Annotated in this window: 13 protein-coding genes and 1 pseudogene; 4 read left to right on the top strand and 10 right to left on the bottom strand. The window is 69.9% G+C overall.

Annotation, left to right across the window (positions count from 1 at the left end):
• Positions 1-143: 143 nt before the first annotated feature.
• Positions 144-959, bottom strand: coding sequence for a class I SAM-dependent methyltransferase (locus D474_RS0122225; RefSeq protein ID WP_017615695.1), 816 nt, complete (start codon positions 957-959; stop codon positions 144-146).
• 62 nt (positions 960-1,021) lie between these two features.
• Here D474_RS0122225 and D474_RS34360 point away from each other — a divergent pair.
• Positions 1,022-1,207: pseudogene (locus D474_RS34360) on the top strand (MarR family transcriptional regulator); the annotation flags it as partial.
• Between the two features lie 128 nt (positions 1,208-1,335).
• Positions 1,336-1,512 carry a hypothetical protein gene (locus tag D474_RS32410; RefSeq protein ID WP_017615694.1) on the top strand — a complete coding sequence of 59 codons (177 nt, stop codon included), beginning with the start codon at positions 1,336-1,338 and terminating at the stop codon, positions 1,510-1,512.
• A gap of 36 nt (positions 1,513-1,548) precedes the next feature.
• Here the strand turns inward: D474_RS32410 and D474_RS0122215 are convergent, their stop codons facing one another.
• The 6 genes from D474_RS0122215 to D474_RS0122190 all read right to left on the bottom strand — a co-directional run bounded on the left by D474_RS0122215 (position 1,549) and on the right by D474_RS0122190 (position 9,365).
• Positions 1,549-3,021 carry a rhamnulokinase gene (locus D474_RS0122215; RefSeq protein ID WP_040704195.1) on the bottom strand — a complete coding sequence of 491 codons (1,473 nt, stop codon included), beginning with the start codon at positions 3,019-3,021 and terminating at the stop codon, positions 1,549-1,551.
• A complete protein-coding gene (locus D474_RS0122210) occupies positions 3,018-5,135 on the bottom strand; it encodes a bifunctional rhamnulose-1-phosphate aldolase/short-chain dehydrogenase (protein WP_017615692.1) in 2,118 nt (705 codons plus the stop codon). Before D474_RS0122210 ends, D474_RS0122215 begins: the two co-directional genes overlap by 4 nt.
• Positions 5,123-6,313 (bottom strand): L-rhamnose isomerase, encoded by a 1,191-nt coding sequence (gene rhaI / locus D474_RS0122205; RefSeq protein WP_017615691.1) that lies wholly within the window; start codon positions 6,311-6,313, stop codon positions 5,123-5,125. The genes D474_RS0122210 and rhaI overlap by 13 nt, the downstream gene beginning before the upstream one ends.
• A gap of 261 nt (positions 6,314-6,574) precedes the next feature.
• Positions 6,575-7,195: a phosphoribosyltransferase gene (locus D474_RS0122200; protein WP_026118707.1), complete on the bottom strand. Its 621-nt coding sequence runs from the start codon at positions 7,193-7,195 to the stop codon at positions 6,575-6,577.
• A 143-nt stretch (positions 7,196-7,338) separates the two neighbouring features.
• A complete protein-coding gene (locus D474_RS0122195; RefSeq protein WP_040704202.1) occupies positions 7,339-8,013 on the bottom strand; it encodes a PIG-L deacetylase family protein in 675 nt (224 codons plus the stop codon).
• A gap of 416 nt (positions 8,014-8,429) precedes the next feature.
• Positions 8,430-9,365: a YihY/virulence factor BrkB family protein gene (locus tag D474_RS0122190; protein WP_017615688.1), complete on the bottom strand. Its 936-nt coding sequence runs from the start codon at positions 9,363-9,365 to the stop codon at positions 8,430-8,432.
• Between the two features lie 222 nt (positions 9,366-9,587).
• Between D474_RS0122190 and glsA the strand changes: the two genes are divergently transcribed.
• Both glsA and D474_RS0122180 read left to right on the top strand, forming a co-directional pair.
• Complete coding sequence (gene glsA, locus D474_RS0122185) at positions 9,588-10,859, top strand: glutaminase A (protein WP_017615687.1); 1,272 nt, start codon at positions 9,588-9,590, stop codon at positions 10,857-10,859.
• Positions 10,860-11,074: 215 nt separating this feature from the next.
• Positions 11,075-11,713, top strand: coding sequence for a maleylpyruvate isomerase N-terminal domain-containing protein (locus tag D474_RS0122180; protein ID WP_161628700.1), 639 nt, complete (start codon positions 11,075-11,077; stop codon positions 11,711-11,713).
• 357 nt (positions 11,714-12,070) lie between these two features.
• Here D474_RS0122180 and D474_RS0122175 read toward each other — a convergent pair whose 3' ends face one another.
• The 3 genes from D474_RS0122175 to D474_RS0122165 are packed head-to-tail and all read right to left on the bottom strand — an operon-like array spanning position 12,071 to position 15,758.
• Positions 12,071-13,588: a vitamin K epoxide reductase family protein gene (locus tag D474_RS0122175; protein WP_152476991.1), complete on the bottom strand. Its 1,518-nt coding sequence runs from the start codon at positions 13,586-13,588 to the stop codon at positions 12,071-12,073.
• Positions 13,585-14,577, bottom strand: a complete 993-nt coding sequence (locus D474_RS29650) for an SDR family oxidoreductase (RefSeq protein WP_040704192.1) — start codon at positions 14,575-14,577, stop codon at positions 13,585-13,587. The genes D474_RS0122175 and D474_RS29650 overlap by 4 nt, the downstream gene beginning before the upstream one ends.
• Positions 14,574-15,758, bottom strand: coding sequence for a zinc-dependent alcohol dehydrogenase (locus D474_RS0122165; protein WP_026118706.1), 1,185 nt, complete (start codon positions 15,756-15,758; stop codon positions 14,574-14,576). The genes D474_RS29650 and D474_RS0122165 overlap by 4 nt, the downstream gene beginning before the upstream one ends.
• Positions 15,759-15,810 lie beyond the last annotated feature (52 nt).

Genomic DNA, 15,810 nt, shown 5'->3' with positions numbered 1-15,810 from the left:
CGAACCACCACCCCCGAGGCAACACCACACAACACCCCGACCCGAAACACCCCGACCCGAGGCAGCACCACAGAACAACGCCCACACCGGATCCGGAAGGCGGGTGCCCACCGACCGCCTCCCCACCCACCGCACAACAGACCTCAGAACCGGAAACGCACGATGCGCATCGACCGTCTCATGCCCGGGACCAGGTTCAGGAGGCGGTACATGCGGCGTACGTTCGCGGGCGCCTTGGCCATCAGTTCCGGTGCGTCGTACATCGGCGCCTCGTCGACGTACTCCAGCCGCGGGTGCCAGTCGGCCAACGCGGCCGGGTCGTCGAAGCCGGAGTGGAATCGGGCTCCGTACTTGCGCAGCGTCGGGTCCCATTTGGAGCTGCGCCACGTCCAGACCGGAACCGTCTCGAATTGCAGTCGGCCGGCGGGGAACGCGTCGACGATACCGGCCAGCAACGCTCGGAGGTCGGCCTCGGCCAGGTAGGGAACCAGCCCCTCGGCGATCATCAGCACCGGCCGGCCGCGGGGAACCGATTCCAGCCAGGCCGGATCGGTGACGCTGGAACCGATCAGGGTGTGGTGCTCGCGCGGCGGAAGGAACCGGCGCCGCAGTTCGACGACGTCGGGGTAGTCCAGGTCGAACCAGTCGACCGTGGTGGGCGGATCGATCCGCTGCACCCGGGTGTCGAGGCCGCAGCCCAGGTGCAGCACCACCGCATCGGGATGGTCGGCGAGGAAGGCCCGGGCCCAGTCGTCGTGGGCCTTGGCGCGCACCACGGCTGCCAGGCCGACCTGACTGCTGCCGAACCTGCCCTTGTCGTAGTCGGGGTCGAGGCGGCGCATCACCTGCTCGGCATATCGGTCGCCGAGAATCGGATCCGGCAGCCGGTTGTCCAGTGCTTTGGCCCGGAGTACGGGACCGAGGGTCTGCTGCACTCCGCGGAGTTCGGTCTCTTCCATGGAACGATGCTACACTAACTTCACGAAATTTGTGAAGTTCTTGAATACTGCGGGGGGCTGCGATGACGCGAGCCGACGAAGACGCCGTCACGGATTTCCGGGAACGGTTCGCGCAGATCATGGTCGAATCCGGGATGCCCCGGACGGCCGCGCGCGTGTACTCGGCGCTGCTGGTCACCGACTCCGGGAAGCTCTCGGCCGCCGAGCTCGCCCGCCAACTGGGCGTCGGAGCACCGGCGATCTCCGGGGCGGTCAAGTACCTGGTGCAGATCCACCTGGTCGAACGCGGCCGCGAACCCGGGACCCGGCACGTCTTCTGCCGGGTCCACGAGCACACCTGGAGCCGCTANCCCGCTACACCAGCCAGTCGGATCCGGTGCTGTTCCAGGTGCAGGCAGGCGCCCACGAGGGCGTCGCGATACTGGGGGCCGACTCCCCGGCCGGGCGGCGCCTGGACGAGACCCGCCGGTTCTTCGCCTTCATGCGCGAGGAGATCAAGGAATCGATGGCCAAGTGGCAACGGCTCCAGGCATCCGGACGCGCAGGGGGCTGAGCGGGCCCCTCGGAACCGGCCCGAGGGGCCGCGCGCTCAGGCCAACCGGCGCTCGGCGGCCTGCCAGGGGGCGGTCGCGCCCTCGGGATCGTAGGTGTGCACGCCGAAGGAGTGCCCGACGACCCTGCGCAGGTCCCACAGGTCACCCTGCAGGGCACCGACCGCACGGGCCTGCACCAGCAGATTGCCGACCGCGGTCGCCTCCGCCGGCCCGGCCACCACCGGCAGGCCCGTCGCCTCGGCGGTGAGCCGGCACAGCAGGGTGTTGCGGGATCCCCCGCCGACCACGTGCACCACATCGACAGAGGTGCCGCTCAGCTCGGCGGCCTTGCGCACCGCCCTGCGGTAGGCCAGCGCGAGGGAGTCGAACACACACCGGGCCACCTCGGCGTCGGACTCCGGGGGCCGCTGCCCGGTCTCGGACGCGTACTCTGCGATGCGGGCCGGCATGTCCCCCGGCGGCCGGAACCGGGGGTCATCGACGTCGACGACGCACGACAGCGCCGGCACACGCGCGGCGCGCTCCAACAGGTCGTCCATACCGATCTCCGCGCCGCGCTCGCGCCAGACCCTCGACGACTCCTGCAACAGCCACAGCCCGGTGACGTTGCGCAGGTACCGGACGGTGCCGTCCACGCCGAGCTCGTTCGTGAAGTTCTCCGCGCGCCCCTCCTCCGTGCGCACCGGCGCGTCCAGTTCGACGCCCACCAGCGACCACGTGCCCGAGGAGATGTAGGCGAACGTGTGCCGCCGGGCCGGCACCGCCGCCACGGCCGAAGCGGTGTCGTGCGAGCCCACCGCCACGAGCGGGGACCCGGCGGCCTGCCCCGTGGCGGCACCGAGGTGGCCGACCACCTTCCCCGGCGCGACGATCCGGGGCAACAGATCGGCGGCCGGCACCCCGTACCGGTCGCGGAGCAGGTCCAGACAGCGCTGCGACCAGTCCCGGGTTCCGGCGTCGACCATCCCCGTCGTGGAGGCGTTGGTCAGCTCGGCGACACGCCCGCCCGTGAGCCAGTGCCCGATCAGGTCCGGCAGCAGCAACAGGTCGCGCGCCGAACCCAGGTGGGCGCTCCCGGAGGCCGCCACGAGCTGGAACAGGGTGTTGAAGGGCTGCACCTGCAGACCGTTGACCGCGTACAGCTCCTCGGCCGGCAGGTCAGCGAAGACCCGGTCGGCCGCACCGTCGGTACGAGCATCCCGGTAGTGGACCGGGTTGCCCACCAGTTCCCCGTCCGCGTCGAGCAGCCCGTAGTCGACCGCCCAGGAGTCCACGCCCACCGAGGCAGCGCCCCCGTCCGGAGCGGCCGCGCGCAGACCCGCGAGGATCCCCGAGTACAGCGACAGCACGTCCCAGTGCAGGCGTTCGCCGTGTGCGGTGGGCACGGGGACCGGGCCGTTGGGGAACCGGGCGGCCTCCTCGGTGTGCAGCAGTCCGTCCTCCAGCCGACCGGCGACCACGCGCCCGCTGGAGGCGCCCAGGTCGACGGCCACGTGCGGGGCGCTCACCGCAGGAAGGCGGCCGCCACACCGCCGTCGACGGGCACGTGCAGGCCGGTGGTGTGCGACAGCTCCCCGGCAGTGAGCACGTGGACCGCGTTGGCCACGTGCTCGGGCAGCACCTCGCGGCCCAGGATCGTGCGCTTGGCGTAGAACGCGCCGAGGTCCTTCTCGTCCACCCCGTACACCGCGGCGCGCTGGGCACCCCATTCCCCGGCGAAGATGCCCGACCCGCGCACGACCCCGTCGGGGTTGACGCCGTTGACGCGGATCCCGTGCTCGCCCAGCTCTGCTGCGAGCAGGCGCACCTGGTGGGCCTGGTCGGCCTTGACCGAGGAGTAGGCGATGTTCTTGGGCCCGGCGAAGACGGCGTTCTTGGAGGCGATGTAGACGATGTCGCCGCCCATGCCCTGCGTGGTCATCAGGCGGGCCGCCTCACGCGAGACCAGGAACGAGCCCTTGGCCATGACGTCGTGCTGCAGGTCCCAGTCGCGCTCGGTGGTCTCCAGCAGGGGCTTGGAGATCGACAGCCCGGCGTTGTTGACCACCAGGTCGACGCCGCCGAACGCGAGCGCGGCCTCTTCCAGGGCCCGGGTGACGGCCCCGGCATCGCTGACATCGCATCCGACGCCCACGGCGGTGTCGGCGGAACCGATCTCCGCGGCCGCCTTCTCCGCCTGTTCGGCGTCCAGGTCGGCCACGACCACGCACGCCCCCTCGGCGGCCAGGCGTTCGGCGACGGCCCTGCCGATACCGCTCACCCCNNNNCCCCCCCCCCCGCCGGTCACGAACGCGACGCGGGTGGCGAGGGGCTCGGGTGCGGGCTGCCGGCGGAGCTTGGCCTCCTCCAGCGACCAGTACTCGATGCGGAACTTCTCGGACTCGTCGATGGGCCGGTAGGTCGAGAGTGCTTCGGCCCCGCGCATCACGTTGACGGCGTTGACGTAGAACTCGCCTGCCACGCGCGCGGTCTCGGCGTCCTTTCCGAAGGTGAACATGCCGACCCCGGGCACGAGGACGACGGCCGGGTCGGCACCGCGCATGGGCGGGCTGTCGGCGTCGGCGTGCTGCTCGTAGTAGCGCCTGTAGTCCTCGCGGTAGCGCATGTGGAGCTCGCGCAGGCGCTCGACGACCTGGTCCAAGGGCGCGGTCGCGGGCAGGTCGAGCACGAGGGGGCGGACCTTCGTGCGCAGGAAGTGGTCGGGGCAGGAGGTGCCCAGGGCCGCCAGCCGCGGGTGTTCGGCGCGGGCGAGGAACTCGAGGACCTCCTCGGAGTCGGTGAAGTGCCCGACCTGGGCGCGGTCGGTGGAGGCCAGGCCGCGCACGGTCGGGGCGAGGGCGGCCGCGCGGGCACGGCGCTCCTCCTCCGGCAGCGGCTCGAACCCGTCGAGCACGGGGCCGAAGGGGTCGGGGCGCCCGTTCTCGGCGATGAAGCGTTCGGCGGTGCGGATGACCTCGAGGGAGTTGTCCTGGCACTCCTGGCTGGTCTCGCCCCAGGTGGTGATGCCGTGGCCGCCCAGGACCGCGCCGATGGCGCCGGGGTTCTCCTCGGCGATGCGCGCGATGTCGAGACCGAGCTGGAACCCGGGGCGCCGCCAGGGCACCCAGACCACACGGTCGCCGAAGCACTCGCGGGTGAAGCGTTCGCCGTCGGCGGCGGTGGCCAGGGCGATGCCGGAGTCTGGGTGCAGGTGGTCGACGTGGGCGGAGCGCACCAGGCCGTGCATGGCTGTGTCGATGGAGGGTGCGGCTCCGCCCTTGCCGAAGAGGCAGTGGTCGAAGGCGGCGACCATCTCGTCCTCCCGGTCCTCGCCCGGGTAGACGTCGACGAGGGCGCGGAGGCGGTCCAGTCGCAGAACGGCCAGGCCGTCCTCGGTGAGGGTGCCCAGGTCGCCGCCGGAGCCCTTGACCCACAGGAGTTCGACGGGGCCGCCGGTGACGGGGTCGGTGCGGGTGCCGGCGGCGGAGGTGTTTCCGCCGGCGAAGTTGGTGTTGCGCGGGTCGGAACCGAGGGTGTTGCTGCGCTCGACGAGTTCGGCGACGACGCGTTCGGTCACGGGGCTCCCCTGTTCGTGGTGGTTCGGCGCGTCGGTGTGGGAGGGGCCGGTGCTCACGCGCCCCACCCGGCCTGGGTTCCGCCCTTGCGTTCGACGGCGGCGCGCTCGCTGTAGCCGGAGCGCAGGTGGGCGGCCATGGGGTCGGGGTCCAGGCCCTGTTCCTCACGGAGTTCGGCGAGGAGGGGGCGCACGTCGGTGTTGAAGGCGTCCATGAGCACGCCGTGGGCGCCGAGCACGTCGCCTTCCTGCTGGGCGGCGGCGAGCGCGGCGGAGTCGACGAGCAGGGCTTTGGCGGTGGCCTCCTGCACGTTCATGACCGAACGGATCTGGCCGGCGATCTTGGGTTCGATGTTGTGGCACTGGTCGAGCATGAACGCGACCTCGGAGTCCTCGTCCAGGGCCCCGCCGCGCACGACCTCGTGCATGATCCGGAAGAGCTGGAAGGGGTCGGCGGCGCCCACCATGAGGTCGTCGTCGGCGTAGAACCGCGAGTTGAAGTCGAAGGAGCCGAGCTTCCCCGAACGCAGGAGGAAGGCGACGATGAACTCGATGTTGGTGTGCGGGGCGTGGTGGCCGGTGTCGACGCAGACCACGGCGCGTTCGCCGAGCTCGAGGCAGTGGGCGTGTGCGGTCCCCCAGTCGGGGACGTCGGTGGAGTAGAAGGCGGGTTCGAAGAGCTTGTACTCCAGCTGCAGGCGCTGATGGGTGCCGAGCCGGTCGTACACGCGGTGCAGAGCCTCGGACAGGCGGTCCTGGCGGGTGCGCAGGTCGTCCTGTCCCGGGTAGTTGGTGCCGTCGGCGAACCAGAGTTTGAGGTCGCGGGAGCTGGTGGCGTCCATGACGTCGACGCACGCGTGGAGGTGGTCGAGGGCCTTGCGGCGCACGGCGGGGTCAGGGTTGGCGACGCTGCCGAGCATGTAGTCGTCGTCCTGGAAGACGTTGGCGTTGATGGTGCCGATCTGCACACCGAGGTCGCGGGCGTGGTCGGCGAGAGCTGCGTAGTCGTCGACGCGGTCCCAGGGGATGTGGAGCGCGACGGTGGGTGCGGCGCCGGTGTGGCGGTGGACCTGGGCGGCGTCGGCGATCTTCTCCCAGGGGTCGCGCGGAACGCCGGGGCGGCCGAAGACCTTGAAGCGGGTTCCGGAGTTCCCGAAGGCCCAGGAGGGCAGTTCGATGCTCTGCCGGCGCAGGACCGTTCGGGCACGGTCGCGGAGGTCGCGGGGGTCGTGGTGCTCTGTGGCCACGGTGGGGCTCCGTTCGGGGGTGGCGCGGAGGTGTTGAATCGTTTTACAAAAACGCCGGAAGCAAGTTACCCACGACACACACAGAGCGTCAAGAGTAGGCCGAACGGAGGGCGGAGCACCGGGTCATCCGGCGCATGAATCGTTTTCGTGGGTTTTCACCGGACCGGAGGCGCTTCCCCGGTCGATGGCGCTCGAGGACCAGCGCTGCCTTGACGCTGTAGATTCACCTCGGCCACCCAGAAAACCCCACGCCCTGGGGCCTCAAGCCCTGGCGAGCAGGCGCCTGACCTCGTCGTCGGCGACCTGTGTGAAGTCCTCGTACCACTCCCCCACCGACCGGAACCCGTCGGGCACCTGCACCGCCACGACCCGGTCGCACAGGTCGGTGGGGGCGGCGTCGGGGGAACGCACGGGTACGGCCAGTACGAGCGAGGCGGCGCCGCTCTCCCGGAGGTGCCCCAGGGCAGCACGGGCGCTCATCCCGGTGGCGAGGCCGTCGTCGACGACGATCACATCGCGATCGCGCACCTCGGGTTCCGCGGCCCCTCCGCGGTAGATCTCGACCCGGCGCTGGGCCTCGCCCTGTTCGACACCGACCGCGTCGGTCAGATCGTCCTCGGTGAGCCCGAGCCGTTCCAGGGACCGCCGGTTGAAGAGGGGCGGCCCCTGGGCGGTAGTGGCGCCGACGGCGACCTCGGGACTGCCGGGGACGGGGATCTTGCGGGCCACGACCACGTCCAGGACTGCGCCCAGGCGGCGGGCGACCGGGACAGCGACAGGCACTCCCCCGCGCGGCATGGCGAGCACGACCGGCCGATTCCACTCCTGCGCGGCCAGTTCGTCGGCCAGGCGTTCACCCGCCTCGAGTCGGTCCCGGAACACCGTCCTCACCTCAGCCCTCGTCGGTCGCCGTACGGGGCCGCAGTGACATGCGCCCCTGTACGGAGCGCTACCCGCACGCGGCCCGCGCCTACCCTCCGGGCCCGCGTCGACGCAGGTCACCCACTCCCTCGACCGGTGCGGGTTCAGCCGATGCGGGCAACCCGGAAGGACTCTGCGAGGCTCCCCTCGGGCATACCGGCCTCGACGGCGGTGATGCCCATCCACTTGCGCAGCATCGGTTCGATCTCGCCGATGTCGCCGATCTGGCTCTCGTGCGCGGCCAGCGCCGCGAGCTTGCGGTCGAAGACGTCGGTGATGTCGGTGTGGTGGCCGGGCCCTCCGACGACCCACACCTCGGGGACGGGCCACGGCTTCAACCCCTCCTCGAGGAGGAGTTCGCGGTGCGCGTGAGGGTTGCGCGCGTCGGGGAAGACGGCGTTGATCGCAGCCTCACCGGCGGCCATGTGGTCGGGGTGGCTGGCGGGGATGCTGTCCCAGTCGCGTTCGGGGCTGGGGATGACCACACGCTCCGGCCGCACCTGACGGATGACGCGTGCGATGTCGCGGCGCAGGTCGAGGGTGGGCACGAGGCGTCCGTCGGGGTACCCGAGAAAGCGCACGTCGTCGACCCCGACCTCGGCTGCGGCGCGGCGCTGTTCCTCGCGGCGCATCGCACCGATCTCGACGCTGTCCATGGTGAGCTCGTCACCGCCGGCCTCACCGTCGGTGACCATGAGGTAAACGACCTCGGCCCCGGCGCGGGTCCACAGGGCGACGGTCCCGGCGCAGGAGAAGTCCGCGTCGTCGGGGTGGGCCATGACGACCAGGGCGCGTTCGGGGGCGTCGGGCGCTGCGTCGGACACCGGGGCTCCTTCCGTCGCGGGCGGTCCCGCGTGTTCGAGGTCGCACCCATGGTACGGAGCGCGGGGAGCGCGGCCGCGCACGGGCGGGCCCTGACGGAGCGCACGGGCAGGGTCTCCCGGGCCTAACCCCCGCCCCCGGGTACGCACGCGACGCATTGCAACGCCGGGGGCGCGGCCCCGTGAAGCGCCTGTTCCCGGACGAACCGCCCCGGGCTCTGTCGGGCGCTTCTACGAACCCCACGTCGTCAGGAGGTGATGTCGATGGCGCTGCACTGCCCGCCCGGCCACGGCGCTGACCACCAGGATGCGGTGGCGGCCGTCTTCACAGGGCGGGCAGGGCAGGCAGGAGCGATTCCACGCATTGGACCACATCACCCGTCCGGCCCCGGAGCAGCGGCGACCGGGGACGCCTCGTGCGCGCGTTCGAACTCGGCGTTGATCGTGGCCCCGAGCAGCACGATGAGCGACGACAACCACAGCCACAGCATCAGCACGATGACCCCGGCGATCGCTCCGTAGGTCGCGCCGAAGTCACCGAACCGCTGCACGGAGTAGGTGAAGAGCAAGGAACCGAACAACCACAGCAGCATGGCGATCAACGCACCCGGTGTGACCCAGCGGCGGGACCGTCTCGGACGGTGGGGCGCGATCCGGTAGACCGCACCCAGCCCCACCACGGTCAGCAACGCGAGCAGAGGCCATTGGCCGATCCGGATCGCGAGCGTGGCGCCCTCGCCCAGACCGAGGTGGCCGAGCAGTGCCGGGACCCCGGCCATCACACCGACCCCGGCACAGACGAAGGCACCCACGCCCAGGGCCAGGAGCAGGGCGATGGCGCGTCTGACGGGGTAGGGGCGGCCGTCCGCCACGTCGTAGGCGGCGTTGCAGCCCTCCATGAAGCCGTACATGCCTCCTGACGCGTTCCAGAGGGCGATCAGTACCGAGGTGGCGAACGTGAATCCGAGCGTCCCGGTCTCGGTCTCGGCGATGGTGACGAGCTGACCCTCGATCAGCGCTCTCACCTCGTCGGGAAGGGCTGCGAGCCAGTCCCGGATCTGGTCGGTGAGGTCATCCGGATCGGCGAGGATGCCGAAGATGCTGACCGCGGCGAGCATGGCCGGGAACAGTGCGAGCAGCGCCCTGAACGCCATCCCCGCGGCGAGGAGACCGGCGTGGCCCTTCTTCAGCTCCAGCCAGACCCGCGCAGCGACGGCACGCCACGGCGACGCGGGGGCGCGTGCGGGCTGCAACGCCGAGGCACCCGCGGTGCGGGGCCTGCTCGCCTGCCCCTCCTGCGCTTCCACCATCCACCATCCGTCCCAGGACGCGTGCCTCCACGACCGGTTCGACCGAGCCCTGACGCCGGACTCATCCCCATTGTGAGCCACGAATGCGCATGTCAGTCAGTACGCCGACATGCAGCGCCACTACTCTGGGCCCACTTCGTGGCCACGCCTGCCCCGCCCTGCGGAGGGCCCCTGGAGGACCACGGCACGCGGCGGCACCGATCCCGGGACAGGAGAACCCTGATGCGCTCACCGATCCTCGACTACCTCGACGGCATCATCACCGGGACGGATCACGTCGACTCCGGCTCCCCGGCCGACTACATACCGGAGCTCGCCACCGCGGACCCCGAGCGTGTGGCGGTCGCGCTGTGCACGGTCAACGGAACGGTGTACGCGAGCGGGAACACCGACGACCGGTTCAGCATCCAGTCGATGTCCAAGCCCTTCGCCTACGCGCTGGCGATCGAGGACCACGGGCTCGGGTACGTCCTCGACCGCGTCGGCGTCGAGCCCAGCGGTGAGGCCTTCAACGAGCTGTCGTTGGATCCTGAGACCGGCAAGCCCCGCAACCCGATGATCAACGCCGGGGCGATCGCCACGCACGCGCTCGTCGAGCGCGACCGGGCCGAGCCCGTCGACCGCGTCCTGGGCCTCTTCTCCGACCTCGCACAGCGACGGGTGGAGATCGATGAGGCGCTGGCCTCGTCGGAGCTCGCGACCGGGGACCGCAATCTCGGGCTCGCCTACTTGCTGCACGCCTCGGGCCGGCTGGACCACGACCCGGCCGCCGCCGTCGAGGGCTACATCCGCCAGTGCTCGGCGTCGGTGACCGTACACGACCTGGCCCTCATGGCGGCCACACTCGCCAACGGCGGTGTCCAGCCCAAAACCGGCCTCCGTCTGTTCAGCAGGCGCACCACCAGGCACGTGCTCAGCGTGATGGCCTCGTGCGGCATGTACGACGCGGCCGGGGACTGGCTGACCAGTGTCGGTATCCCCGCCAAGAGCGGCGTCGCGGGGGGCATCATCGGTGTGCTGCCCGGCCAGGTCGGTGTGGCGGTCTTCTCACCCCGGCTGGACGCTCACGGCAACAGCGCGCGGGGCGTGGTGATGATGGAGAAACTCTCCGAGGACCTGGGACTGCACCTGATGGAGGCGGGCCGGCCCGCGCGCTCGTCACTGCGGGAGACCCGCGCGGTGGCGGTCGGGGGAGAGCCGGCGACGGTCTACGTGCTCCAGGGCGACATGGTGCTCAGCAGTATCGAGGCGCTGACGCACGAGCTCATCGGGAACCCGCCGCCGACCGACCTGGTGGTCTTCGACATGAGCCGCGTGGACGAGGTGCTGCCGGTGGCCCGCCGGACGTCGGCGGCGATGGCGGCCAAGCTCATCGACGCCGGGCACCGGATCATCCTGGTCGATCCCGAGGAGACCGTTCCCGGCTTCCAGGACAGCCAGGGGCGTTCGGTCGAGCGCTGGTCGGTGGACCGCTTCGAACGGAGCCAGGGGTAGAACGCGTCCCCACTGCCCGCCGCCGGACGGTCGGGCAGGGGTGCGACGAACCGTGAGTCCTTCGCACCCGCGCTCTGCTTCTTCGCCTCCGCCGGTCACGCGGAGGACCCTTCTATGACCTGCTGCTTCTGTCGGGACGGCGGGCTCGGAACCCACGACCCGGCGATCGTGTCGGTCACGGTCCTTCGCCACGCACCGGGCCTACCATGACCGGCGTGATCGACCAGGTATTCCTCCGTACCGCCGAAGCAGCCGAGAGGCTGTTGAGACACCCGACCGTCGCGAGCCGGTGGAATGCCCCGAGTTCACTCGACGGGTACACGGTCGGTGCGTTGTCCGGGCATCTCGCGCGGGCCGTGCAGACGGTTCTGACCTGTCTCGATGCCCCGGAGTCTTCTTCGGGCCGTGCCCCGTCGGAGGCGGCCGACTACTTCCTGACCGTGCTCGCCACACACGACCCTGTCGACAGCGACTTCCACCGCGCCGTGCGTCAGCGCGGCGCAGAAGCCTCGGGCCAGGGTGCTCGAGCGCTGGCCGACCAGTTCTCCTCGGCCCGCCGCATCCTCGAACAACGACTCGACGAGGAACAACTCGATCGTCGGGTCGAGGTCCTCGGAGGCCTTGTCCTGACCATGGGTGAGTATCTGCGCACCCGCCTGCTCGAACTGGTGGTTCACCTCGACGATCTCGCTGTCGGCGTCGGTCTCGACGCCTCCGCGGAGATCTCCGATGAGGCGTACCGGATCACTGCCGGATTGCTCGGAGAGATCGCCGCAGCGCGCGAAGGCGGACCGGCGACCGTACGGAGCCTGTCACGCCGGGAACGCCATCCCGGAGCAGTCCGCGCGTTCTGAGCGACTCACCCGGTGAGGCGCTCTGCGAAGTACCATCGGATGCCGCCAGCGGGTGGTGTGTGCTCGGTCGGTCGTCCATGCGCAGCGACAGTGGTGGGCACACCCAGCGCCCCACCGCCCGCTACCTCGCCGAACAGGCCGGAACCCACTACCTGCTCCAGGTCAAGGGCAACCAGCCGCGGCTGCACGCGCAGGCAGAACGGCGAGACCGCACCGCCAAGGTCCTGGCCGCCGGCGGTCTTGAGTTACCCACGCCCGCCAGGTCATCCGCATCATCCGGACCAGCACCGAGATCACCTCCGGCAGGACACGGCACAAGGTTGTCTGCTTTGTACAAGGGCCCCGTCCGGCCGCGTCTCAGGGCTCTCTCATGATCTGGTTCGGGGCGCCCAGCGAGCGTGGCCACGCCGCCACCGAGGACCAGTCACCGTAGGACTCCCTGAAGGGGCCGCGCGGCAGTGAGAGCGCGGCAGCTACGAGGCCGACGCCAAGGACAAGAACCGAGACCGCCGGCCCCGCTCCTGTGAACCATACGGACACTGCCACCGCCGGCCCGGCCACCACAGCCAACAGGCGTGCCGGTCGGATGACCTCGGCCACTGCCACGGCCGTGACGACAATGAGCACGGCCCCTCCGATGTGCGCCACCGTGGCCTGGGGTTCACCCGGCTCCAGACCGTAGATGCCGGGTGTGGCATAGAGCAGGATGCTGAGAGCCACAGCGCCCAGTAGCGGTAGGCGTGCGCTGGCCCCCCAGAGGGAGGCGCCCACGACCCGGATGGGCCGTTCACCCAGGTCCAGCATCTGAGGAGTGCGTCCGTCAGCCGTGCTCCCTTCCGAGGTACTCCCGAGCCAGAACACCTTCCAAGTCGAGCCGCCGCGGTCACCCTGTTCCCTGGCCCGGCGCAGGTGCTGGCCCATGGCCACCACCTCGTCGACGGCGAACACCACCATCGGCAGGGCGACCGCCCCCGCGACCAAGCAGAGCGTGCACCAGGCCTGCACGATGACCGGCATGGACATGATGAGAGCAACGTGGGCCAGGCCCAGAGGCAGGACCAGGACGCCGAAGATGGCCACAGTCCAGGGCGAGGTACGCCAGCGCGCTGCGTTGCCTCCCAAGACCGCAAGGATCTCCAGGTTGTAGGCGATCGCACCCAGCCCCGCGTCGGAGACAGGAAAGGCATGGGACAACTCGGAGTCGAGCACCCGTTGCGTTCCCTCGGAAAAACCGAAGAAGGGGTCCCAGACCTCGTCCACGTAGCCGAGCTGGTAGGCGGCGAGATAGCGCGATGCGAACAGCCCGACGCACGCGACAGCGATCAGGATGAGCCGCTGTGGCCAGCTCGAAGGGTTGTAGCTCCACCCGGGTGGTGTGGCCTTCCCCTTGGACTCGAACGCCGGTTCGTTCGGAATACCGGGAAGCACAATGGTGAGCGCCACCACCAGCGTCCCTACAAGTGTGTCGTTCACGTACGCTGCCGCGCTGGGGGTCCACAACATGATGGGAGCCGACAGCAGCCAAAGCCCCACGAAGCACGCGCCCCACCACACCACAGGCCGGTTGGGCCGCAATGCCAACCAGCCCAGCACCACCAGCAGCGCGCCGCTACCGACCGCCGACCACGTCGTCAGGTCTGCACGCAGCACATCCATCGTGGCGTCTTCGAAGAACCAAGGGCCGCGGCCTCCACTGGGGACCGCCCACAACTCCTCCTTGCGATAGGCCAGGGTCAACGGAGCCAGGAGCTGCCAGAAACCCAGGAACATCAGGGTGCAGGGGATCCAGACGATCCTTCGGTGGTGCTGGCGCAGCTGCTCCCAGCGCTCGGCCGACGTCCCACCTTCGCGGAAGAGCGACTCCCGCTCCGTCATCGCGACCACCGCCCCGACCCGGCCCGTCCACGTCGTCGGAATGTCGCAACGAGCAGTATCGCCAGCGCCGCGGCCGTGGCGGCCAGGGCCCGTGTGGCCGGACTGCGCCAGCCGCCGGTCACCGAGGCCAACTCCGTGATCGGTCCGAACACGTTGCCATCGGATGCGTCCTCTGACTCGCGGCTGAAGGCCGCTACGCGCATGACCGGAGGAGCGAGCTGATCGTAGAGGGAGGGGAACAGCGAGTGCCCCCACGAGGCCACGCGCTGCGTCATGCCGACCGTGACCTCTGCCCGGGGTCGTTCCGCCGAACGCACCAGAGCGCGCACCACCCGCTCGGGTGAGGAGATCGGCGGTACGGGCCTGACCCGGTGGCCGGTGTAGTTTGCAGCGTGTCGGAAGATCGGGGTGTCGACGGAGCCTGGCAGCACTGTGCAGACGTCGATGCCGCGGAAGGGCTTGAGCTCCTGGCGCAGTACCTCCGAGAAACCGACGACCCCGAACTTACTGGTGACATAGGAGGTGACATAGGGAGAGGTCATCTTGGCGTAGAGCGAGGCGACGTTGATGAGCACCCCAGCTCCCTGCTTCTTCATGACAGGGAGGGACGCCCGGACACCGTGGATCTGACCGAGCAGGTTGACGTTCAGAACATGGTCCTGGACCTCCAAGGGGACTTCGTCCACCGTGCCGAAGGCCATCACCGCGGCGTTGTTGACCCACACGTCGATCCGACCGAACTCATCCGCCGCGATCTCCGCCAGCCGCGTGACCGCGTCTCCCTCTGTGACGTCAGTGGGAACCGCCAGAGCCTGTGCACCGGCGGCACGGCACTCTCGCACGGCCTCGGCCAAGGACGCCTCACCACGGGCGGCCAGTACGAGGTTCGCTCCCTTCTTGGCGAACCGTGACGCGGCTGCCCGCCCGATACCGCTGGACGCACCGGTGACGACCACTGTGGCACCATCGAGCCGTACACCCCGGCTCATGGACGCAACACCACCTTGACGCAGCCGTCGGCCTTGTCGTTGAACATCTGGTACCCCTCGGGCGCCCGCTCCAGGTCCAGGGTGTGGGTGACCAGATCCTCTGTCCCGAGCGGGTCGTCCTCACCGGCTACCGTAGGCAGGATCTCCTCCACCCAGCGCCGGACGTTGGCCTGCCCCATCCGAACCGTGATGCCTTTGTCGAACAGGTCCATCATGGGTATCGGGTCGGCCTGGCCACCGTAGACCCCGGAGAGCGAGACCGTGCCGGCCCGACGCACCGACTCGAATGCCGTGTACATCGCGGAGAGGCGGTCGACGCCGAACTTCTCCATAGCTCCCTGGGCCCAGGAGTCGGGCAAAGCTCCCGCGACCTTTTGCGCCAGCTCCTGCTTCGGTGCACCGTGGGCCTCCATGCCCACGGCGTCGATGACGCCGTCCGCCCCTCGCCCGTCGGTCAGGTCCCGGATCACCGAAGGCACGTCGTCCCCGTCGTTCTGATCGACGGTCTCGACACCGTGGCGCTGCGCCATCGTGAGGCGCTCGGGCACGTTGTCGACCCCGATGACCTTGTCCGCGCCGAGGTAGCGGGCCACGCGCGCACACATCTGCCCGATCGGCCCCAGCCCGAGCACGGCGCAGGTGTCACCGGGTCGGATATTTGCATAGCGCACCGCCTGCCAGGCCGTGGGCAGCACGTCGGACAGAAACAGGAACCGTTCGTCGGGGCCCGTCCTCGGGATCTTGATCGGCCCGAACTGGGCCTGCGGGACGCGCAGATACTCTGCCTGTCCGCCAGGAACCGCACCGTAGAGCTGTGTGTACCCGAAGAGTTGGGCGCCCTTGCCCTGGTCTCGGACCTGGGTCGTCTCACACTGGGTCATGAACCCGCGCTCGCACATCCAGCAGTAGCCGCAGGAGATGTTGAAAGGGATCACCACACGGTCCCCGGGGACGATGTGGGTGACGTGCGACCCGACTTCCTCCACGACCCCCATCGGCTCGTGGCCGATGATGTCTCCCGGAGTCAGGAACATACCCAGGACGTTGTACAGGTGCAGGTCCGATCCGCAAATGGCGGTCGAGGTCACTCGAATGATGGCATCGTTCGGTTGCAGCAGCTTCGGGTCGTCTACATTGTCCACCCGAACGTCGCCCGTGCCCTGCCATGTAACAGCCTTCATTTCTCCCCCCTCACTGGAAACCCTGCCTTGGCTGCCTGTTGTGGCCCCAGAA

This window comes from Nocardiopsis salina YIM 90010 (genome assembly GCF_000341025.1).
Lineage (GTDB): Bacteria > Actinomycetota > Actinomycetes > Streptosporangiales > Streptosporangiaceae > Nocardiopsis > Nocardiopsis salina.
Note: the sequence above shows the minus strand (reverse complement) of the source record. Positions and strands in the feature narration are given on the sequence as shown.